Genomic DNA, 22,974 nt, shown 5'->3' with positions numbered 1-22,974 from the left:
ATAGAAATTTAATGATTAGGTGGTTGAATCGTGATTAAAGAATGGAATTTATTGCGCGTAATTGCTTGTCTAAGTATCGTTTTCTTACATTGTATGACTCAAACCGGAAACAATATTGGCTATCCTGAGATAACAAACTATCACTTTTATAGGTTGCTATTATGTTATGCCACTCCAACATTTATCGTTTTATCGGAGATTATTTTGGCTAATAAGTATCCATCTAAACTTCCGCAAAACTTTTGGTTGAAAAGAATTAAGTTTATTTTCATTCCTTATATAGCCTTCGCTATTATTGATGCATTTGTAATGGTATATTTAAATCCAAATATAGACCTTTCACAAAAAATCATTAATAATGCTGTATTCGGAAGATATGAAGGATATTTTATTCTGATTATTTTTCAGTTTTATATACTTCATTATATTGTAACGAAGTTTAAGATTTCCATGATTTGGATGATTCCACTAAGTATTTATTTAATGTCATTTTACTTAGATATTTTAAGGTTAAACCCAGAGCTTTCAGCACAGTATGGTATTACGATAAACATACCATTTCTTGCTTGGTTTGCTTACTTCACAATTGCATATGCGGTGGGTAAAAATTATGAAATTGTTTCAGATATTTTAGTAAAATATAGATGGTTAACAGTTCTTCTGTTTTTTATCTCTATAGGTATTATGCATATCTCCTATCAATCTGGAAATACCACCGTTTCATCTAAAAGATTCGATTTACTGTTATTTGTTATAGTTACAAGTGCACTAATCCTGGCTTGGGGTCAAAAAATACCTAATTATCGAATTATCAATATAATTAGCAATTACTCCTTTGGAATTTATTTAACTCATTGGCAGGTTCAACAATTTATAGCACCACATATCGCTGCTTACTTTAATCATACATCAACAAGAGTATTAGCTTTATTTTTTGTTACCTTGCTAATCAGTATGATTCTAATCAAACTAATTTCTCTCTTACCTTTTGGTTCTTATATTATAGGTCAATTGAAAAAAACATCACCTAAACAACGGACCAATAATCAATCGGTCACACCTCTTGTAAGCTAGAAATAGAGTTCGTAATTTTAACAAGACATTTCAGCATTATAAATTAATAGTTTCTATAAACTTTCTAAAGGCTGCTGGAATAACTTTCAGCAGTCTATTTATTACTCGCGGGTAGAAGGTTTATATATGGCTGGAAAATATTCCTCTAATGTGCTTTTCATATCCTTCAATAAAGATTTTAATATTATGTTCTACCGCTACCGGTATAGAGGTTTTTCTAATTCTTTCATACATATCCCCTTTGCCTAAATTATCATTCATTCTATATAACTAATACGCTACTTTTCATTCTATTCCTTTAAATAAAGAAAAAACATCCTGCTCGGGACCGATATTCAGGTACGAGCAGGATGTTCACGTCTATCCGATTATTTCAGTCTTACATTGGTTACCTTACTTTTGTTCTTCGCAGCATCGGTTGCGGTGACGGTTAAAACAATCCCTTTTTTGTAATTGATGCGTGCTTTGAAATAGCCTTTTGTATTCGCTTTGGTGACAGCTATTACTTGGTTTTTGTATTTCACGGTAATAGTTGCACCTGGCTCAGCCATTCCAGATAGCTGCTTTTGGAAGGAATAAGCCGGATACAATTTTGGCGCAGCCGGTGGTGTAGTGTCCTTCACTTTAACCGTTAGAGATTGGCTTTTATTCTTAGCAGCATCGGTAGCCCAGATGGTCACCGTAGTTCCTGCTTTTTGTTTGGATATGGACAGCTTAAATTGGCCTTTTTTGTCCGCTTTGGTTGTCCATGTTTTCTTGCCGACCTTGACGGATACCGTTGAACCGACTTCAGCATATCCTTTAAGCTTGGTCGTTTTGTCTGTGATGGTTGTTTTGAGCTTTGGCTTAACAGGTGCCGTTGCATCCGCAACCTTTACTTTTGTTACAGAACTGCTATTGCCAGCTGAGTCAGTAGCTGTGACTCCCAGTTCTGTACCCGCTTTTTGTTTCGAAATTTTGACTGAGTACTTACCATCTTTAGCTGCGGTGGCAGAACCTAATTTTTGAGTAACTTTATAAACTGTAACTTTGGAATTTGGCTCTGCTTTCCCGGTCACAGTAATTGATTGGTCTGTCACTCGGTTAACGCTTGGTTTAGCAGGTGCGGTGACATCTAAAACAGTGACTTTCGTTTCTGCACTTATGTTTTTCGCATCATCTGTCGCTGTAACAATCAAAACAGCTCCAGCTTTTTGAGCTGTAATCTTGATACTGAACTTTCCATTTTGATCGGCTTTACCAGTCCATATCAATTTACCGGCTTTAACCGTAACTGTCGATCCCTCTTCCGCTTTGCCGGTTAGGTATTCGGACTTGTCCGTAACCTTATCAACAACTGGTTTAGCTGGAGCTGTTCCATCTAGGACTGTTTTAGTGAGGACAGAACTTTCTCTGTCTCCAACCTTAGAAATAATATTCAGCACTGTTCCCGCTTTTTGCGGTGTAATTTCAACGGTGAAGTTTCCTTTATCGTCCGTTATTGCCTGCCCAATAATGGTATTCCCGACTTTAACGATAATCGTGCTGCCCGCTTCTGCCTTACCAGTTATTTTTTTCGTATCATCTTTAATTTCTTCATTCATAACCGGAGCTTCAGGCGGTGCATCTGCTGTCTTTTTCAACTCTTTCGTATCCCGTACACGGATCCGTTTACCGTCAGCAAAATCACCAGTTAACCCAACTGCTTCGAGGGTATCTCCTTTTTTCAAGGAAGGTACTTTCACTTTTTCACCCTGATTTTCGATATACCCATCTGTAAAGACGAGAATATCTCCGGATCCATCATTAATGACATAGGATCTTTCATCATACTTCGATACAACTTGACCAGTTACTTTTACAAGTAAGCCTTGATTTTCATCCATGCCGGCTTCTTTTGTTGTCAGGACTTTTGGCGCGACTGGATCAGCTGTGCCTGTTTTAATCACGTCCAGCGTAAAGGCATCAAACTCAATTTCTTTATTGTTATCAAAGGTTTTGATATGCCCATAGATACGAACCTGATCTCCAAGCTTCAGACTTCCATCCGGCACTTCATTGAAGGCCATAATTCCGCCAGATTCATCCTGAACATAGAAGGCATCAAAGAAAGTTCCCGCTGCGGTTGTGACCGTTCCTTCAATGACTGCACTCTCTCCATCAGCCAGCTGCCTTGCTTCTTTAACCGATGTGACTTTCGTTTCACGGTCTGCCAGCCAGTTAATCGAATTAAGGGCCATTTCATCATTGCCCTTTGGATTATAGGATTCATCGAGCTGTTTATCGTTCGCAAAGTTACTGCCGGCAACGATGATTCTTCCTTCTCCAATTGTTTCAGATGCAATCATCGGAATCGCTGAGCCACCTGTTTCATCCGAAACGGCATCATACACATACGTTTCATTCTTCGCGTTTTTCTGGAAGGTCGTATCATTACCGGAAACAAGGACACTTACTGTATCTGAGTTCACCAATGGCTTATGTCCAACACCCTCCAGACTGGAACCGCTGTAATACTCAATCGTTGCAACACGGTCTGTGACCAGACTGTTTACCAGACCCGGATGCAAGCGAATCGCAAATGGGGAGACGGCCGGATCTGTCCAGAAGTTCCCTGTCTTCGATAAGTCATTCGTTTGGTCATCACTTACCCGAATCGTCGCACCGATTTCCGTAAGCAAGTCATTGCTTCTGGTTGAACCGCTGCTATTATTACTTTTCGCAGCCAGGAATAAGGAGCCTCCCGCAGTGACAAAGTCCTTCACGGCCACTCGTTCCTCTGCAGTCAAGCTGCTTGCTGGATGTGTCATCACTAGAACTGACACTCCCTTCAACACTTCCGCTGTTAGAGGAGTTTTATTTTCCTCTACCTTATAGCCCTCATTTTGAATCAATCTCGTAAACGCTTTGAAATTGTCTTTATAGGAGCCGCCATCTGTTGAGGTATTCTCATTTTTATGAGAAGCATCAATTAAGACGGTTTTACCGAGAGCATCTTTTACTTTTACATTCAATACATATTGGTTATCCTCTGCATTGTCGCCCTCCGGTGTATCAACCACGACAATAATTTTATGATCACCGCTCGTTTTGCTTGTCCAAACGGCAGAAACCGTTGTAGCTGTTTTACCAGCTAATTTAGAGATAGGCGCCGTGCCAATCAGATTGGCTTCACTCACTTCATCTTCGTAAAATTTAACCGTTAAGTCAGTTAAATCATCTGTACCAAGATTGCTGATACCAGCTGAAAGATTCGTTGGGTTGCCTGTGATTGCCACTCCATCTGTCAGTTCAGCCCCGCTGATCCGAACATCTACTTCTTTCTCTTCAGACCAAATCGGTGCACTGTAAACTTGTTCGCCATCTTTTTGCGTGACTTTGACAATAAACCATTGCTGTCCGCCTTTAATGCTTACTTCAGGGTTCCATTTAAATGATTTACCGGATGGCTTGTGAGTATCAATCACTTTCCCGCCATTTGTCATTAATTCCACTTTTTCAATCTCATCATTCGATACATATTTCGCATCAAGATAATCATACTCAGCTATTGAGTTATTCTCTGCCACCGTATCTGAGCCGGAGATATCAAATTTCAGTGTATCTCCTTCTACGATCGATCCCATATACCTTCCGTTTGCTAATACATCAAGCGTAAAGTTCGGATCCTCTGTCATGTAGACACGCATTTTACTCATCGCATTAAGCAAAGAATCATTCGTGTTTTCATCTGCAACGATAACAGTCCGTTGCATCGTCTTGCCCCATGATGCATCATGGTTGTCCTCACCATAAGTTGGTGCAATATGCCATCCTAAATCGAGGGCAGTGAAATATTTCTTTTCAGCATTTGCATAGGAATAATGCCCTGATCCATTACCGACTTCAAACATCGTAAATAACTTATCGACATTTTTATCATATGGCGTAAAGTTATTAAACGCATTGGCCGACATATCCGGGTGGTTAAACTGTGCCGCGATATCATCATAAGTCAGGATCCATGCATAATATTGGCTGAGTGTTTGATATTGCTTGCTGTTTATATTTCGGTCGATAAAGTTTTCCGTTCCAAATACATTGGAATGTCCCCATGTAGTGGAGGTCATTTCAAAGGCCGGGAAAACCGTAAACTCATCTTTGGAATATTTCTTGGCAACATCTTTTGTTAACTGCCAATCTGTTCCGCCTTTACGTTCCTGCATTCCTTTACGTTCTTCTGTATCCTGGCCAAGTAAAGCCGAATCAATATCATGAGAATGATCAGAGAAGGCAAAGTAATCATAGCCATACTTGATGGCAGCTTGAACCGCTTCTTCCGGAGAACCCGCTCCATCATGGGAAATATTCGTATGGTTATGTGTGGTGCCACGGTAATGATTGCCCCCGGTAAATACTTTCGTAATCGTAAAGGACCACTCATATTCCGATTGATTCCCTTTTTTATCTGCAGCTGTCACCTTGATTTTATGAACACCAAGGGATAGTTCACCCGCTGGAGTATATTGAAAAGCTTCCTTATTAAATACACCTTCAACAGCCTGTCCATCAATGGTCATTTTAACAGTTGCTTCATCAACGCCACTTGGGTCCTTCAGTTGAACCGAAATGGTCGGTTGTTTAGATTCCGTTTTGGATTCATTGACAGGACTCTCGTCAGAAATTACAGGTCCCGCTTCATCTTTCACAAGCTTTACGCTATGTGGTTCAGTAGCTGAACCGCTAATTTTCGTCGCACTTTGATTTTTTACTTCTATATAATAATCAAAGCCTGCCTGCGGAACATCACTGGCTGGAATCGTATAGCTGTATTGCTGTTCCGTTCCCTTGACCAATTCTTTTTGCACATATTCTGATGAGCCACTTGCTTTGTAATAAAGAACTGCCGAATCAGCACCGGCAATTTGTGCAGAAATCGTGACATCTGTTTCTGTATACGCCTCTTTAAGTGCCTCGTGTTTTAAGGTAAGCGGATAATAGACTGCTAAATCTTCTTTATTTCTTGGATACAATTGATAGCCTGAAGTGTACGGCGATTTGGATGCATATTGTCCTAAAATACCAGTTACTTCATAATTACCTGCCTTTATATCTGTGCCCAATGTAATTTGAGTCTTTGCCATAATCCGAAGAGTGATGCTTTTTCCATCCTCATCAGATAACGTTACATTGGCTGGAAGAGCTTCTGGAAGTGTGGAAATATTCCCTTTCACTTTAACCAGCATTCCTTCAAGTGGCTCAGCTTTCTCATAGTTTGCCAAATCAGCAATCGCCATTTCAGCCGGAGCCGGAACATCCGCTTGCCCAATAACTTCAACCGTCGGAGAAACCAATTCGGTTAAACCATTATAAAATAAAATTTGGCCAAGTACTTTTACTATGTCCCCTTTTTTCACCTGTACATTGCCTGTATATCCAAATATGTTAATTCCGCCCGTTTCATCCTGTATGTAAAAACTGCTCTTGTTGTTATCTAAGATTTGATCATCAACTGTAACGACACCTTCGATTAAATATTTCGTACCTACATTCGTCGGAGATCCAGTTGAACTTTGTAATTTGCGGATTTCCCCGATTTTAGTCACTGTCGTCGGGTCAGCCGGCACCTCAGGTTCATCAGGTGTACCTGGCTCTTCCCCTGTACCTGAACCATCTTCTATTGGTGAAGAACTATTTTGCGGATTCGGTTTTACTTTCATAAAATCTTTCGCATTGTCTTCTGTGTCCCAACCATTGCCTTTGCCCACTCCAGCACTTGCCGGATCTGAGCCATCGTTGGCCATACGCTCTACACTATCCGTATTGGATGGCGGTGTTGTTGGACCTGAACCAAGGAACTGTTTGGCAGTCGTTCCAAACCCAACAAAATCCATAACTGCTGCATCGTCTTTATTTGAAATAGCCGTCTTTCCATTTACCAATGCAACATGTCCATTTGTTCCAGACAGATTGAAACTGGAAGGTGTTGTTACATCAGCTGTTGGCAAAGCAACACCATTCCCCGCACCTGCTGCTGCCTCGATTAAATAATATCCATGGGCTTTAATGGTCCCAGTCAGTACTTGAAGACCTGAAAAAGGTTTCGTTCCGTCGTTCGTAGCTGCTGCATATTGAACAGACCAATCCTCGAGGCTGATATCTTTGTCTGTTGGATTATACAATTCGATAAAATCATTCAGATATGGAGCTCCATTATTTCCTCCTCCCCCATATACTTCACTGATCACGACATGATCAGCGACACGTGTCGATTCCTCGGCATGTGCGATACCACTTATAAAAGGCGGTAAGAAAGCGTTTACAATTAGCATCATAGATAACACTAATCCAAGCCATTTCTTTCTCCTTTTCACACAAACTCCCCCAATTTTCTACATAATAGTGTTGCTTATCTATCATAGCAAATTTCCTATTTATTAAATATATATTTTCCAAAAATAACATAATATTAACATTTTTATATAAATTAGTTAAAAATATCTTTACATTTGTCCCAGAGTTTTTAATGATAGATTTGTAGAACAAACAACAATCCAGGGAGGATTTGACACATCTTGACGAAAAAGAAGAGAAAACTACCTATTTCTATATGGCTTACCGGTATTATGATAGTCATTCTTTCCACACTAACTTTTCAAGGTATTTCGTATGCGCATCCATTAAGCGCTGCCTATACATCCCTAACGATTTCAGAAGAAGAATCTACGTTAATCTATTCCATCGACACCTTATCGATCATTGAAGGTCTCGGGGGAGATACAAATAAAGATGATGCATTGAATACAGAAGAAGTGAAGGAGATCTCTCACCGCCTAGAGGAATGGATTGAACATGGCCTATTACTCGAAGCAGATGGGGAACCTCAATCACCTGAACTGCAAGATTTAGTAATCGAAATTAAAAATGATACGGAGGTCGCCACCCTAACCTTCACCTTACCAGGATTAAAAGAAGGCCAATCGATCGAGTTCTCGGACGGCATTTATTTAGAAGGCAGCAATGCCAAGTATTACACCAACTTTGTCAGTATTACCTATGACAACCAAAGCTATGAGAGTGCACTGCAGGGCAAACAGAATAGGGAAGTGATGATGCTGCTGGCTCCCGGACAGCAGGAACAATCAGATCAAACAGCGACTGAGACAATTGCAACAGAACCCAAAAGCAATGTCAGCTGGCTCTCCTTCCTCAAGCTTGGGATGGAGCATATCCTGACTGGGTATGACCATTTATTATTCTTATTTGTATTATTAATCAGACGCCAAAGCCTGAAGCAATATATTGCACTGGTCACCGCCTTTACAGTGGCACACAGTATCACCTTAACGTTAGCTGTACTCGGAATCGCCGATCTGCCATCGCGATTTGTCGAAGCGATGATTGCCTTGAGTATTTGCTATGTAGCAATCGAAAATATAGTTAGAAAACATATCTCAAAACGCTGGTTGTTAACCTTCTTATTCGGATTAATTCATGGAATGGGATTTGCCAATATCTTAAAGGATATGGATATCTCAAAAGAGGGATTGGTTACGGCGCTGATCAGCTTTAATGTAGGAATTGAAATTGTACAGGTCATCATCGTGATTCTCTTATTGCCGCTACTCATTTGGTACCAAAAGAAAGACTTCTACCGAAACGTGATGGTCACGGGATCCATTCTTACCTTTATGATGGGGGCCTATTGGCTGATTGAAAGGATTATATCATAGAAGACTTAGGATATCGGTTCCAATGGAGCTGATATCTTTTTATTTGTCAATAAGAATAAGAAAATTCTTATAGTTATTTTTTGACAAAATGCGACTTTGGTCCCTGTTATCTATATAATACATTTTGTACCATTATACTATACGCTAAAAACGGCAAAGCCAGCGAAAACTGGTGACGCAAAACAAAAGGGACTAAGGCTTAACTCATGCTAATTCAGCCAGAGTTACCAAAACGAGGAGGCACAAAATTGAATTACTATCAAACTCCTGAGGAAATGTACAGAAAAAGAAAAATCAGAAAAAACGTAACCTATACGGTCTTAATAGTAGGAGCTGTTGGGATTATCTTAGGCATACAAATATTACTCTATAATATGTAAAAAGAATGGAGCAAAGGTTCCATTCTTTTTATGTCCAGCAATTCCTTACATAATCTATGTAAAATCGACTTTAATGTAAGGTTGGCCCTCATTTTAATAATCATACTATCTTCTTTACCAGGAGTTTGATCCCCACCTTATAACTTTCCAAAATTTGATAGTACTCCTTCTGTTTCAATGGTATAATTTGGTGTATTTACATTATATTTGGATTAGGAGAAGTGTATCATGACAAACAAACAATCAACTTTTTTCTCTACTATCATTCTACTAGTATTACTAGTTTTAGGAGGAGCCCCAACATTAGCTAATTCGGCTGGTGACACAGTTAAACCAGCCATTACTGGTATGACTAACAAGACTATCTATATAGGATCTTCATTTAACTCGTTAACTGGTATTACTGCTAAAGACAATGTCGATGGCAATATAACAAAGAATATTAAAGTATTGGGAACAGTCAACACCAAAAAAGCGGGTTCCTATAAACTTACCTACTCTGTTTCTGATAAAGCAATGAACAAAACTACTGTAACTCGCACTGTAACTGTAAAAAAGGATAGTATCAAGCCCTCCATTTCCGGTGCTTCCAATAAGTCTATCTACGTTGATTCTTCTTTTAAACCATTAGAAGGTGTAACCGCTAAAGATAATATCGATGGCAATCTCACAAAGAATATTAAAGTTTCTGGATCCGTCAACACCAAAAAAGCGGGTTCCTATAAACTTACCTACTCTGTTTCTGATAAAGCAAAAAACAAAACTACTGTAACTCGCACTGTAACTGTAAAAAAGGATAGCACCAAGCCTACCATTTCCGGTGCTTCCAATAAGTCTATCTACGTTGGTTCTTCTTTTAGACCATTAGACGGTGTGATTGCAAAAGACAATATTGATGGCAATCTCACAAAGAATATTAAAGTTTCTGGATCGGTCAACACTAAAAAAGCGGGTTCCTATAAACTTACCTATTCTGTTTCCGATAAAGCCAAAAACAAAACTACTGTAACTCGCTCGATTACTGTAAAAAAAGATAGCATCAAGCCTACCATTTCTGGGGCTACTAATAAATCTATCTACGTTGGTTTTTCTTTTAAACCATTAGAAGGTATTACAGCAAAGGATAATCTCGACGGGACTATCACCAAGAATATTAAAGTTTCCGGTTCGGTCAACACTAGAAAAGCGGGTTCCTATAAACTTACTTACTCAGTTTTAGATAAAGCAAAAAATAAAACTACCGTTACACGCACGATTACTGTTAAGAACGATATAACTAAGCCATCCATATCTGGGGCTACTAATAAATCTATTAATATAGGTTCTACTTTTAACCCACTAACTGGAGTAACCGCAAAGGATAATATCGATGGTAATATCACCAAGAATATTAAAGTTTCTGGGTCAGTCAATGTGAAAAAAGCTGGGGATTATAAACTTACTTATACGGTTTCTGACAAGGCAAAAAATACAACAACCATTTATCGTACCATAAAGGTTATTGATATTGTTAAGCCAGTCATTACTGGTGCTACAGATATGCAACTACATGTTGGAGAGACATTCAATATACTAGAAGGAATTTCTGCTACCGATAATAACGATGGTAATATAACTTCTAAAATTAAAGTTGATGGTTCGGTTAATGTAAACAAAGCTGGATCTTATACATTAACCTATTCCGTTACTGACCAATCTGGAAATAAAGGATTTATAAGTCGCAAAATAGTAGTTAAGGATGATGAAAGTCCAGTTCTACTTGGTATTCAAAATATCGAGATCCCTTTTGGGCAGAAGTTTGATCCATTAGCCGGTATTTCTGCTTCTGATAATAGTGATGGTGACCTTACTTCTTCAATCCAAGTAAATGGGGCGGTGAATAGCAATAAAGTTGGGTCTTATGAATTAACTTATTCAGTGACTGACCAATCCGGAAATAAAGTATCTATCCAACGGAAAATATCAGTTATCGATAAGGTTATGCCAGTGCTTCTTGGTATTCAAAATATCGAGGTTTCTTTTGGGCAGAAGTTTGATCCATTAGCTGGCATTTCCGCTTCTGACAATAGTGATGGTGACCTTACTTCTTCAATTGAAGTAAATGGATCGGTGAATAGCAATAAAGTTGGGTCTTACGAATTAACTTATTCAGTGACTGACCATTCCGGAAATAAAGTATTGATTCAACGGAAAATATCAGTTATCGATAAGATTAAACCTGTGTTACTTGGTGTTCAAAATATCGAGATTCCTTTTGGACAGAAGTTTGATCCATTAGCTGGTATTACCGCTTCTGATAATAGTGATAGTGACCTTACTTCTTCAATCCAAGTAACTGGATCGGTGAATAGCAATAAAGTTGGATCTTATGAATTAACTTATTCAGTGACTGACCAATCTGGAAATAAAGTATCGATTCAACGGAAAATATCAGTTATCGATAAGATTAAACCTGTGTTACTTGGTGTTCAAAATATCGAGATTCCTTTTGGACAGAAGTTCAATCCATTAGCCGGTATTTCTGCTTCTGATAATAGTGATGGTGACCTTACTTCTTCAATTCTTGTTAAAGGAACTGTCAATATTAATGAAGCTGGAACCTATGAATTAACTTATTTAGTATCAGATCAATCTGGAAATACTGCTTCTACTAAGCGGGTAGTAACCATAATAGATAAAATTAAACCAGTCATTACAGGTGTATCCGATATAACAATCGGTTTGTACACTGAATTTAACTTACTAGATGGTGTTCATGCATCTGATAATAACGATGGTGAACTCACATTTAATATTTTGACTAATGGATCGGTTGATACTCAAAAAGAAGGACAATACATCATTACGTATAAGGTTACCGATACTGCAGGAAACTCTACAGAAGTTGCCAGAATTATAACCGTACAAAAAATTCCAGCAACCGATATTTATATTATTGCTCCAGATACATTAAAAACTGGTATAACTCAGCAATTAGAAGCTATAGTTGCACCGCAGGATGCTACTAATCAACAAATCACTTGGCATAGTAGCGATGAATCTATCGCAACGATTGGTGAAGATGGGGTTCTAAAGACAATTTCTGAAGGTACAGTAATCATTACGGCAACCGCAGATGGAGTCAGTACTTTTAAAATAATCACTATTTCAGATCGTCCAAACCTATATCTTTATAAATCAGGATCAACGACTATTAATAATGTAATTAAGAGCCTTTCAATTAGCATGTATAATCAAGAATCCATTGAGAGTGTATTCATCGAGAAAGTCGAAATTTATGAAAACGACCTGCTGTTTGCATCCCATTCTGCTGAAGCGCTACAAAACTCTGGTATAAATACTGATATGGCACCATACACAAACTGGGGAATCAGCATAAGCTTTAAGCTGGGAATATGGGCAAACCAAAGCAAAGTTATTGTCACAGTTAGGACAGAAAACGGTAAAACTTATGAGTATGGACTTAATATATAGAAGCCCTAATCCAATCTTATTTGAACATCCAACTGAAATTGCTTTAACTTTTTTCAATAACAAATAAAAAAGTATCGATAAAGTCAGTAATTGCCGACGACTTTATTGATACTTTTTTCAAAACTATACATATACCTTGTTTAAATTAACTTTATAGAAAATAAAAATACTTTAAAAAGTAAACTAGTATCAAGTACTGGAAGGATGCTACCCAACTCCATCACTCTTTTGACTAATAAAGGCTTATGTAATCTATAACTGAAGCCCTCCAAGTTCTTTCTCACGTTCTAATCGAAGTTTTTTCCAAAAAGCTACTCGATTTTTCCGAAGGGATTTAGGGGCATCTATGTCTTTTTCAATACGATCCCATTCTACTCGGGCGGCACGAGTTTCTAAAAATTGCTTTTCGATTGATAGTTTTTTCATTGAAGCTACATCCCCTCCATACATTGAATAACCAATAAATTCTGGTAGATTCCTATTCATCGAATAAAACACAACACACGTTCGATACCTTGCTTGATCTTCTTCAATTACCCAACCTACCGGCCAGCCACTTCCTGAATGGAGAACATTTTGCTTTTCTCCTAAGAAGTCAACTAATGCTTCAAGCAAAGTTAACTTATCTTTATTACCATTTCTCAACCACACTAGACTATAAACACTGCCAAGTGTGCCAATAGTTAGATTGTAATCTCTCATTCCCCAATTTTCTCCGTTTATGATTGCTGTCGTTAAATCTAGTAAATACTGATTAAACTCTGATAATGCTAGTTTCCTTTTATCAATCATCTCTGATAATTTTAGCAAATAGGGAGCTGTTTCTTCTTTTGATAACTTAGCTGGTACCTTTAAGTCATCTTCATTAACAGCTATTGCATTAGGATTAAGAAACAGGTAGTCATTTCCCGTTTGATTATTCATAAATCTCTTTGCCTGGTTTCTTAGTTTCCAATCTAAATTATCAATTTTGACAGACGACATTTCTCTTACTTCAGAATCATAAGAGTGTTGAACATATCTCTTCATAATAGAAACAGAGTCTAAACCTTCCTTTCGAATTAGTTCTTTTATTTTAGTTGTATCTTTCGTTTCATAATAATCCCTAAGGATATGATGAATTTCTTGCACAACACTGAATGAATTTTTGTAGTACTCCTTATATAAATCTAAACAGATCTTAGCCGCCTCAACATTATGAATGCTTTGAAGATTACTGAAGCTTTTAAACCCATACCAAAACTCTCTCCCTTCTTGTTCAGGAGTCATTTCAGCTTTCGAAAGGATGGTCTCTCGCAGGCCTCCAGCTTGATGGGTGCTGTCTCTCTCTTTTACTAAAATCTCAGAAAACGTTAGATATTGATAATTTCCCAAATAGAGACTGAGCTTCGATTTCATCCAAGCAGTTATAAAAATGGCGCAATCTCCCAAAAACCGTTCATCTAACTTGTGTAAAGTCAAGGCTATACGGTTTACTATATGCATCTGCTGAGCTGTGTTAGCTTCGATGGCCAGCATACGAGTGTAGATGTAAAGGCGAAGCTCTAATGGTAAAAAACTAATTTCCCTAGATAAATTAATCGAAAATCTACCATGATAATAGGGAATGATAGTTGTATCTACTAATTGCTTAAGTTCAGTGTTACAACCGATTCGTTCGCTATATAAATCACTACACGATCTACATAGCGCATCTTGGGCATCTATTATCTTTTTATCCATCAAGAGATAATATTTGAGTTTATGATTTATAAGGGTGTACTCAATCTTAGCAAATAGGTCAACTACTTCATCAAAATGACTTTCAGTAAGGTCAAATGATTTATAGAAAAGGTGTTTATTATAGTAGGTCTCATCCATTAATGGAAGATGAGATACTCTTTCGCTAATAGCATTGAAGAAATTCTGTCTGGGAATCATTTTAATTTTCCTCTCAATTGTCTTAAAAACTCATCCATAACCATGTCCTTATTCATACTACTAATCAAAAAAACCTTTTCTTTTGAGACATTCTTTTCTAATTTATATTTAGCTGCATGAGAGGCTTGGGAGGTAAGAAATAAATAATAATCAAACATTCCAGGATCATGTGTCAACTCAACCGCCGAGTACTGTCGAATATGTAGGAAATTATACTTTTGAATAATTTCCTCTATATGTTCCTCACTCCAAAGATTTTCAAGAAAAATAGCAATACGTTTCTCTAACAATAATTCCTTCAAACGAACATCTAAATCATTCTCATAAAGCTTTAGCAACCGATTGATTTTCTCTTTTTCCTCAGCTGTATAATCTGACTCTCTCTTTGTAGAGTATAAAGTTTTCTCGTTTCTTTTATTTATTTCGTCCCAATCTGACTTTCCTACCATGACCATTTCTTTATTAGCTAATTTATGATAGACATGCTGCTGGCCCGTCAATAAACAGTGCAGCCAAGTATGGACAGGCTTTTCAATGTATTTTATTTTTGCATTTTTATGATTAAAAGAATTAAAAGTGTCCTTCCATGTATCATACCAACATAAAAGAGCCTTAAATAGATAAATGAGTCCATCTTCCCTGCTAAAAGCTTCCTTTTTTACCCGATTAAGATAATCGCTTTTAGTATCCCGAAATGTTTTACGTGCTAAAATATCCAAGATAGCCCCGCCCGTTCCTTGATCCAGCATAAATTCTACAGCTTTAAACATTTGCTCTTGTTCTTTGGGAAACGCTTTCATATAACTGCAAAATAACCCTTCTTGAGTCTCCAAAAGTATTCACTCCCTCTGGTCAGAGAAATAAGTGATCCTCTTGGCCAACAATTATTATAAAAAAAATTTCGTTCCACATTAAAGACTCAAATCACAATAAAAAAACCGATTAATGAATGTACGAAGAAAAATGATTATTATATCGATCTTCGTATAATTTATCTATATATTTTGTTAGAAGCTTAAGAGTTTTTGGATCAACCATTTTTAAATAGGAAATCCATCCAACAATTTTTAAATATAAATTCTTTCTTTCCTTACCAGAAAGAGCCCTGCTATTCTTATAAGTATATATCATACTCCTTAACTGGCGGTACTTTGCCCGACCAATACGAACCTCTTGTTCATCATTAATAATTAAACCAGTTACTTTCCTTTTCAACCCTGGTTTTGTTATCCGCGTTTTTTCTTTATTGATTTTATACCCTTCACTGCTAATAATGGTTCTTAAGATAATGAGTGCTTGATTTAGAACATTTATATCATTTCCTGATAGGGTAGTATCATCTGCATAACGTGTATACGTAAGTCCATGCTTTTTTGCATAACCATGAATCCGCTTGTCAAGCCTATAATTTACTACGTTCGACAAAGCTGGGGATGATACAGCCCCTTGTGGAAGTGAATCATTTAATGTACATAGTTCTGTTAGAAGTTTCGCTTTATTGGAGTCATGTGTTAATCTTCTAAAAAACTGGAATACTTTTTCAGATGAGATATTTGTAAAAAAGTCTTCTATATCAACACAAAGCAAATAAAGGTTATCTTGATGCGGCGCTATATTTGTTGTTAGTCGCACTCCCAGTTGATATGACGTACAACATTCGTGAACAGATGATTTAGATACCACCTCGTTTAAAATCCATCTTTGATAATACCGTAATACTTTACTAGGACTATATAAAGTTCGAATTTTCCCATTTCTCTTATTAACTTGTATTTGTCGATAATGATACCTTTTTTTTGAACCACATCATTCAATAAAGGATAACGTGTATTTAGGAATTTAGAGAATCCAAATTTTTTATTGCTATCCAAACTAACCCAACCTCCCAGCCATACTCTTAAGGCAAAAAAAAAGAGCCACCCTTCACATTTTGTACGGAAGTACAACAAGGCAGAAGCCTTCAAGTGTGGAGGCGTTAGCCTTCCGGGCGATAGCCCTCATGACATAATTTCCAACTTCAGTAGCGAAACACTACCGGAATGCTAAAGGAATGGACTCTCTATCCTACTACAATACCACTGTTTACCAGTTTTTGATACATAAATTTCTGGAATTATTTACGGAGTAACAACAATGTTAAAATATTCGAAGTGCTTAAAACTAGGAAACGGAGAAACGCATCAATTATTTCGATGAATAACCATGAGGATTATTCTTATGCCAATTACAAGCATCAGTAATTATCTTAACATTCTTCGCTTTCTCTGACGAAGCAATTAAGACAGCAGGATCCCCTGATCTTCTTTCTTTTACTTCTATTTGTATTGGATGATTTGATAAATGTCTCATTACATTAACTTCTTTGACAGAGTATCCGTTATCCAAGTTAAAGGTATTGCTTGTGTTTCCTTTTCTTAAGTATTCTAATGCTAAATAATGCGCGAATGCGAAAGAAAAGCATGGAATGCATTGGACGACTTTATGGGGCTTAAAAAACTTCCATGCAGGCGATTCTTACTTTTGCTGCCATGAACTTGTAGAAGATGGCCAATTGGACTTGGAAAAGCCCCAAAATGGTCTAAAAAATAGATGAGGGTAGGTCTATCCCACATGTAAAAGCCAAAAAATAAAGAAGGAATCCAGTAATCGGCCCCTATTGGGCTATTCTGAATTCCTTTTGTCTACAATCCGAAAGAATGGAACAATGGTTCTATTCTTTTTATATTATTCATTCATCTTATCATTTAATGTAAGAAGAGCCTTTCTTCTAAAAAGCCATGTTTACATACATATTTTATACTCTAGACACCTAATCGTTCTATACCCCAACCTATACCGCCTAAAAGTAGATTTACATATAAACCATCAGCTATATTAAGATAATTTACTTATGTATTTGTGAAAAAAGAGTAAATGATTTTTATGAATTTCTAACATGGCATTTAATTTACTTTCTCTTAATAGCATATCTATTTCCTGATTTTAATTTCATAACCGTTCGGATTCTTTTCCTGCCATCTCCAAGAATCCATACACATTTCTTCAATTCCTCTTTCAGCCGCCCATCCTAGTTCCATTTTAGCCTTTGAAGGGTCTGCATAACAAATAGCAACGTCTCCTGGTCTTTTATCTACGATACGATAAGGAACTTGTCTGCCTGATGCCTTCTCAAATGCTTTAACCATTTCAAGTACACTATATCCATTACCTGTTCCTAGATTATAAGCTTCTACTCCATTACTTGACATTACCTTCTCTAGTGCTTTTAAATGTCCCATAGCCAAATCAACAACATGGATATAGTCCCTTACACCTGTCCCATCTACAGTTGGATAATCATTTCCATATACCTGTAATTCTTTCAATTTCCCAACTGCCACTTGAGTGATATATGGCATAAGATTGTTAGGAATACCGTTTGGATCCTCTCCGATTAAACCACTCTCATGTGCCCCTATCGGATTAAAATAACGCAATAAAGCAATGCTCCATGATGGGTCTGAAACATATAAATCTCTCAAAATTTCTTCAATCATTAACTTTGTGCGGCCATAAGGATTTGTTGCACCTAGTGGAAAATCCTCAGATATGGGTACTTGATCTGGAAATCCATAAACAGTTGCAGATGAACTAAATACAAGGTTTTTAACGCCATACTTGTTCATCACATCGCAGAGAATCAATGTTCCAGAAATATTATTGTGGTAGTAATGCAGGGGAATAGATACGGATTCTCCGACTGCCTTTAAACCCGCAAAATGGATAACTGCATCAATTTGATTTTTTAGAAAGATTTCCTCGACACTATCCCGGTTAAGAAGATCAATTTCATAAAATTTAAACTCTTTATCTGTAACTTCTTTCAATCTAATAAGTGATTCGAGTTTACTATTTGAGTAGTTATCTACAATAATAATATCCTGACCGACATTCAAGAGCTCAATACATGTATGGCTGCCGATATAACCGGCTCCTCCAGTAATTAAGATAGCCACCTTTTAATATACCTCCTTATAATCTATGTTTTATTATCAATAAGCATCAGGTTAGATTAAACAATATTTTCGACTACAGATGAATATTGGATTTATTACGTTCAGTCTTAGATGTTATTCAGGCGAAATTTCCCTTTGCATGGAGTGAAAGGAATACTCTATTTTTAATATTACAAAAAGGAAATGACCTTTGGAAAACGACCGTCGCAACTATCCGATGGGCAAAATCATCAAGAGGGAAAGAAAGACAAGGGTATTATTCCTGCAAGTGGTAGCCGATATTGCCTATTGCAATTACCTTATCAGACTGAAAAACTACACTCAAACTCCATCTATTAATATGTTTATCAATTGCTTGTGCATTAAAAATGAAACCAAAAAATCTTTTCGAAAAAGTGGTAGAACAGTATAGGAATATGGGGGGATGGCTGCTGTACTAAGCTTTCTCTATAACAGCTGATCGTATATGTCTACCCTGTTTGGTGAAATCACTCTTTATGAAGCCAGGGCAAAGCGGGCAGTAAAAGCAACTTCTAATCTGACTTGCAATCATCACCCCAGAGAAACATTCCACGGACTCATAAATACATTCATTTAAGCCCCTCACCCCGAATAATCAGCAAAAGAGGCTATGTTAGACTAATTCTTCCTACGTAGTGACTAGATACATTCTTCGCAATCACTGGTTCACAACTATCAGCTGACTCGTTCTCTTCATAATACTTTTCCATGGATTGAACAACATTCATGACCACTTTAGTTAAATTGACTTTTTTATCTTAATATTACTATTTTTTAAGATGCACTTTTCCGATAATATTCTTAACTAATTGCTTTTCCTCATTATTTATCAAGAAGATATAACTAAATACTATATACCCTAATGAAGTGATTAAACAAGTTACTAACAAATCAATCCAACTTTCTATACTATAAAAGTGCTGGATAACTAGGCATAAGATTATTACAAATCCACTTCCCAATATTGGTTGAAAAATGCCTTTAAAATAAATGTAATAAGGTTGATTTGTAACGTAAGAACAATATAAAGGTGTAAATATCAGATTTTTAAAAGTCAATCCAACAGCACCAGCAATGACTATTCCATAAAGATCTAAACCAAAAGGCCCAGAAAGTAAAATACCCAAAATTAAGTTTAATAAGCCTGTTGCTATTGTTATTATTGCTGGGAATTTCAACTTATTCACAGCAGTGAATATATGATTTAAAGGCATTACACTTAATGTAAAGATCAAATAAGCTGAGTTTAGAATTAATAACCACTTATATTTCTCATAATCGATACCTAACCATACAGTTAAAATTGCGCTACCTAATCCACACATTAGTGCAGCTGGCAAGGCTACAAGCAAACCATTTAATTTAACCGCTCTATTTGAATATTGTATTAATAATTTTAAATTTTTCTTAGCATAATGTGTAATAATAATCGGTGCAAAAACACTAGCAGAAATACCAGCAAGGTTTCTCAAAAGTAAAGGAAGTTGCAAAATTGCTGCATATATCCCTGCTTGATTAGGTCCTAAAATAATATTGGCTATTAGTAGATCTATTGATAGGAAGAGAAGAACTCCAATCTGCCCTATAGAATTCCACATCCCAGCACTTAATAATTCCTTTAATTTATTCATCTGGAAATCTTTAATGCTTATTTCTAAAGAAGGTAACAGTTTTCTAAAAAATACGACCCCTAATATAAAGGACAAAATACCAGCTAGCATTGCCCCAAGGTTTACATACCAGATTTTTGGAGTGAGTATTGTTAACAAAAGAAAGATAATTATAGATTTAATAATTGCGTTAATTGCTTGAATCCCTTTTGTTATATACAATTTATTAACACTAAAAGGAGCTGCATTAAAAACAGCCCCTATATAGGTAAGTATTAGTAAAAAGCCACTTATTAAAATTGAAACTCTAACATCAAAAATTAAGTAACTTGGAATATTTATAAAACTCTCTATCTTCAAGGATAATAAAACAAAGATTAACAATAATAACCCCGAGGATATAATAGAAGCAAAAAGATATGTGTTAAAGTAACTCTGTGCAAGAGAGTAATTCTTCTGCTGAATAGCTAGTGTAAAAAAACGTGCAATAACTGAGCTTAAGGCAACTGTTATGACAGAAAGAATATTAATAAAGTTCTGTGTAATAGGAATAAATCCGTATGCTTCGGCCCCAATATTATTAATAATATAAGGTGTCATCCAAAGGGAAATCATTGCAGAGAGTACAAATGTTAAAAGTGAGGCCAGTAAATTATACATTAATTTCATTTCGATCACCTTTATTTGCTTTCTTTAATCAACAATAATTATTTACATTATTGAAGTGCCATTCTTAATTCTTGGAAATTTAAATCCTTATAGTTCATTTCGGAATTTGATATAGGTTCTAGAACATGTATTATTTCCTCTAAATTAAAATTTTTAAAAACTTTAATATGATTATATTCTTGTAACCAAGCCTCATACACTCCTGAAATTTTTCCATTCGAATTATCTAACGCAATACAAGGTGTACCTGTTATTGCGCAAAAAATCATACCATGTAAACGATCAGTAATAACTAGTTTAGATTTCTTAAAAGAAGCCCATATATTTTCCAATTCTTTTTCTCGCTCACTTATACTCATATTATTCTTGTTTATATGTGTATCATGGAATCTTACTTTATCATTTTTTTCCAGATAACTTATTAAGGCTTCTTCTTCCTTAATTGATAGTTTTTTTTCTTTATCCTCTCTCATACAAAGAGTGATTCCCTTTCTTTCTAATTCTGGTGATTTTAAATCTAAAGATAATACTATATCCGGAACAAAAATAACCTTATTGTTAAATTTCTCTTTATATAATTTTAGAGAATTCACTTCACGTGCGGATAATGTTAATTTTTTATGATTACCATAAATCTTAGTTGATTTTTTAAAAGCTTCCTTTCCATAAATTGAATTAGAAAAATCAATTGTTTGAGGAAACGATATTATTTTATTTTTCGGAAATTGCTTTATTACAAATTGCCTACAATATTCAATATCATCGTACATATCGCCAGTATTCCCTCCACCTACAATCGTAATAATATCTTGTGGAGTACATATTTTCTTTAGCGATTTCATATTTGTAAAGGTTTTACTTATTGGAAAATCGATTACTTCGTAGTCTGGGTAATTGTCTTTTAGAAATTTTGTTTGCGCATATGTTATAGCAACATCACCCAAATTCCCATAATCAGCAGCAAGTGCGACAACAATTTTTTTCTTTTCTCTTTCCACACTAAAGTTAAACGAGTTTTCACTACTTAGTAGATATTTAATATAAAGTTTCATTCTAATTATAGATTTTTTATTGAAAGAAATTATTTTAATCAACCCTCTTTTTAATCTTTTGGTTAGTAGCATAAAATAAGAAAAGTATATTAAAAAGTCTCAATTTCACAAGATTTACTATTACCTTATCTTTCGTAGTTTGGGGATCAAATGAGTTAATAATATACTTTGCAAAAGGATCATTAAATACCTTTATGATTTGAATTCTTTTCTGCGACCTTGTTAAGTTACTTGCCCCACTTAACGATTTTATTGTTGTTTTAAGATTATTGAAACCAATGGAAGCTATAACCGTTTCAACGAGTTTTGGTTCATGTCCCCATGTTAATAGTAACTCTTTCAAAGCCCTAAGACCCTTTTTCTTAATTTCAAAGAAATCTTTATAAAACTTTGTTCCTAAGGTAATCCTAGGACGCTGAATATAATGTATAAGAGGCTCATCAAGAAATACGATCTTTTCACTTTTAGATAAGACTGGGGAATTAAAAACGATATCTTCTACTAATGATAACCCCTTTGTGAATTTAAAATCATTACTTTTTAAAAACTTAAGATTATACATTTTATTCCATGCATATCCCAAATTGCCAATAAAGTCCTTTTCCAGATGAATACTTTTTAATTCCTCTTTACTATATACGCCTGAATTATGCGTACGAACTATAGACTTTAATAACGATTCCTTTTCATCAACATAATCAACAAAAAAGCCCCATATAATGATATTGGAATTACTCGATTGTGCTCCTTCTAGGGCTTTTTCAACCATATTTAATTCAACATAGTCATCACCATCTATAAAAATAATAAAATCACCTGTCGCAACATTCATTCCGGCATTTCTAGCATCTGATAGGCCACCGTTTTCTTTATGAATCACTTTTATCCTATTATCTATCTTTTCATATTCATTACATATTTCAGCGGAAGTATCCGGAGACCCATCATTTACTAATATTATTTCAAGATTTTTATACGTCTGATTGATTATTGAATCAATACATTTATTAATATAATTCTCTACATTATATATCGGTACAACAATCGAGACCTTGTTTACCATATAAAAACACCTCGTCTATACCACA

At 36.0% G+C, this 22,974-nt stretch carries 13 protein-coding genes and 1 riboswitch; of the genes, 4 read left to right on the top strand and 9 right to left on the bottom strand.

The genetic code is table 11. From position 1 onward, the window contains the following. The first annotated feature begins 30 nt into the window (after positions 1-30). A complete protein-coding gene (locus tag AC4G3L_RS13095) occupies positions 31-1,074 on the top strand; it encodes an acyltransferase family protein (protein ID WP_491077428.1) in 1,044 nt (347 codons plus the stop codon). 368 nt (positions 1,075-1,442) lie between these two features. On the opposite strand, the gene AC4G3L_RS13090 is transcribed toward AC4G3L_RS13095, so the two are convergent. Next, a complete protein-coding gene (locus tag AC4G3L_RS13090; RefSeq protein ID WP_491077427.1) occupies positions 1,443-7,406 on the bottom strand; it encodes a DUF4350 domain-containing protein in 5,964 nt (1,987 codons plus the stop codon). A 201-nt stretch (positions 7,407-7,607) separates the two neighbouring features. Here AC4G3L_RS13090 and AC4G3L_RS13085 point away from each other — a divergent pair, with 201 nt between their 5' ends. The 3 genes from AC4G3L_RS13085 to AC4G3L_RS13075 all read left to right on the top strand — a co-directional run bounded on the left by AC4G3L_RS13085 (position 7,608) and on the right by AC4G3L_RS13075 (position 12,619). After that, positions 7,608-8,765 (top strand): HupE/UreJ family protein, encoded by a 1,158-nt coding sequence (locus AC4G3L_RS13085; RefSeq protein ID WP_491077426.1) that lies wholly within the window; start codon positions 7,608-7,610, stop codon positions 8,763-8,765. 142 nt (positions 8,766-8,907) lie between these two features. After that, a riboswitch (cyclic di-GMP riboswitch) is annotated at positions 8,908-8,997 on the top strand. Between the two features lie 16 nt (positions 8,998-9,013). Continuing rightward, entirely contained in the window at positions 9,014-9,145 is a 132-nt protein-coding gene (locus AC4G3L_RS13080) for a hypothetical protein (RefSeq protein ID WP_491077425.1), read from the top strand. Positions 9,146-9,373: 228 nt separating this feature from the next. Continuing rightward, positions 9,374-12,619, top strand: coding sequence for an immunoglobulin-like domain-containing protein (locus AC4G3L_RS13075; protein WP_491077424.1), 3,246 nt, complete (start codon positions 9,374-9,376; stop codon positions 12,617-12,619). Between the two features lie 252 nt (positions 12,620-12,871). Here the strand turns inward: AC4G3L_RS13075 and AC4G3L_RS13070 are convergent, their stop codons facing one another. The 8 genes from AC4G3L_RS13070 to AC4G3L_RS13035 form a co-directional block, all read right to left on the bottom strand. Then, the gene (locus tag AC4G3L_RS13070; RefSeq protein WP_491077423.1) at positions 12,872-14,539 is read right to left on the bottom strand and encodes a hypothetical protein; all 1,668 of its coding nucleotides are present in this window, start codon (positions 14,537-14,539) and stop codon (positions 12,872-12,874) included. Then, positions 14,536-15,372, bottom strand: a complete 837-nt coding sequence (locus AC4G3L_RS13065; protein ID WP_491077422.1) for a hypothetical protein — start codon at positions 15,370-15,372, stop codon at positions 14,536-14,538. The genes AC4G3L_RS13070 and AC4G3L_RS13065 overlap by 4 nt, the downstream gene beginning before the upstream one ends. 109 nt (positions 15,373-15,481) lie before the next feature. Then, on the bottom strand, positions 15,482-16,285 hold the full coding sequence (locus AC4G3L_RS13060) for a retron St85 family RNA-directed DNA polymerase (protein ID WP_491077726.1): 804 nt from the start codon (positions 16,283-16,285) through the stop codon (positions 15,482-15,484). Further along, complete coding sequence (locus AC4G3L_RS13055) at positions 16,228-16,410, bottom strand: hypothetical protein (protein WP_491077421.1); 183 nt, start codon at positions 16,408-16,410, stop codon at positions 16,228-16,230. The genes AC4G3L_RS13060 and AC4G3L_RS13055 overlap by 58 nt, the downstream gene beginning before the upstream one ends. 1,098 nt (positions 16,411-17,508) lie before the next feature. Further along, entirely contained in the window at positions 17,509-18,534 is a 1,026-nt protein-coding gene (galE, locus tag AC4G3L_RS13050; RefSeq protein WP_491077420.1) for a UDP-glucose 4-epimerase GalE, read from the bottom strand. A 788-nt stretch (positions 18,535-19,322) separates the two neighbouring features. Then, positions 19,323-20,834 (bottom strand): MATE family efflux transporter, encoded by a 1,512-nt coding sequence (locus AC4G3L_RS13045; protein WP_491077419.1) that lies wholly within the window; start codon positions 20,832-20,834, stop codon positions 19,323-19,325. A gap of 47 nt (positions 20,835-20,881) precedes the next feature. Next, positions 20,882-21,928, bottom strand: a complete 1,047-nt coding sequence (locus tag AC4G3L_RS13040) for a polysaccharide pyruvyl transferase family protein (protein ID WP_491077418.1) — start codon at positions 21,926-21,928, stop codon at positions 20,882-20,884. After that, positions 21,921-22,949, bottom strand: a complete 1,029-nt coding sequence (locus tag AC4G3L_RS13035) for a glycosyltransferase family 2 protein (protein WP_491077417.1) — start codon at positions 22,947-22,949, stop codon at positions 21,921-21,923. Before AC4G3L_RS13035 ends, AC4G3L_RS13040 begins: the two co-directional genes overlap by 8 nt. Positions 22,950-22,974 lie beyond the last annotated feature (25 nt).

Source organism: Bacillus sp. z33, assembly GCF_058313615.1.
This window is presented reverse-complemented; position numbering and strand designations above follow the sequence as displayed.

What these genes read in the sequence shown, in the direction of transcription:
- AC4G3L_RS13075 (WP_491077424.1), top strand. Translation starts at nt 9,374, where the DNA reads ATGACAAACAAACAATCAACTTTTTTCTCTACTATCATTCTACTAGTA.
- AC4G3L_RS13035 (WP_491077417.1), bottom strand. Translation starts at nt 22,949, where the DNA reads ATGGTAAACAAGGTCTCGATTGTTGTACCGATATATAATGTAGAGAAT.
- AC4G3L_RS13045 (WP_491077419.1), bottom strand. Translation starts at nt 20,834, where the DNA reads ATGAAATTAATGTATAATTTACTGGCCTCACTTTTAACATTTGTACTC.
- AC4G3L_RS13070 (WP_491077423.1), bottom strand. Translation starts at nt 14,539, where the DNA reads ATGATTCCCAGACAGAATTTCTTCAATGCTATTAGCGAAAGAGTATCT.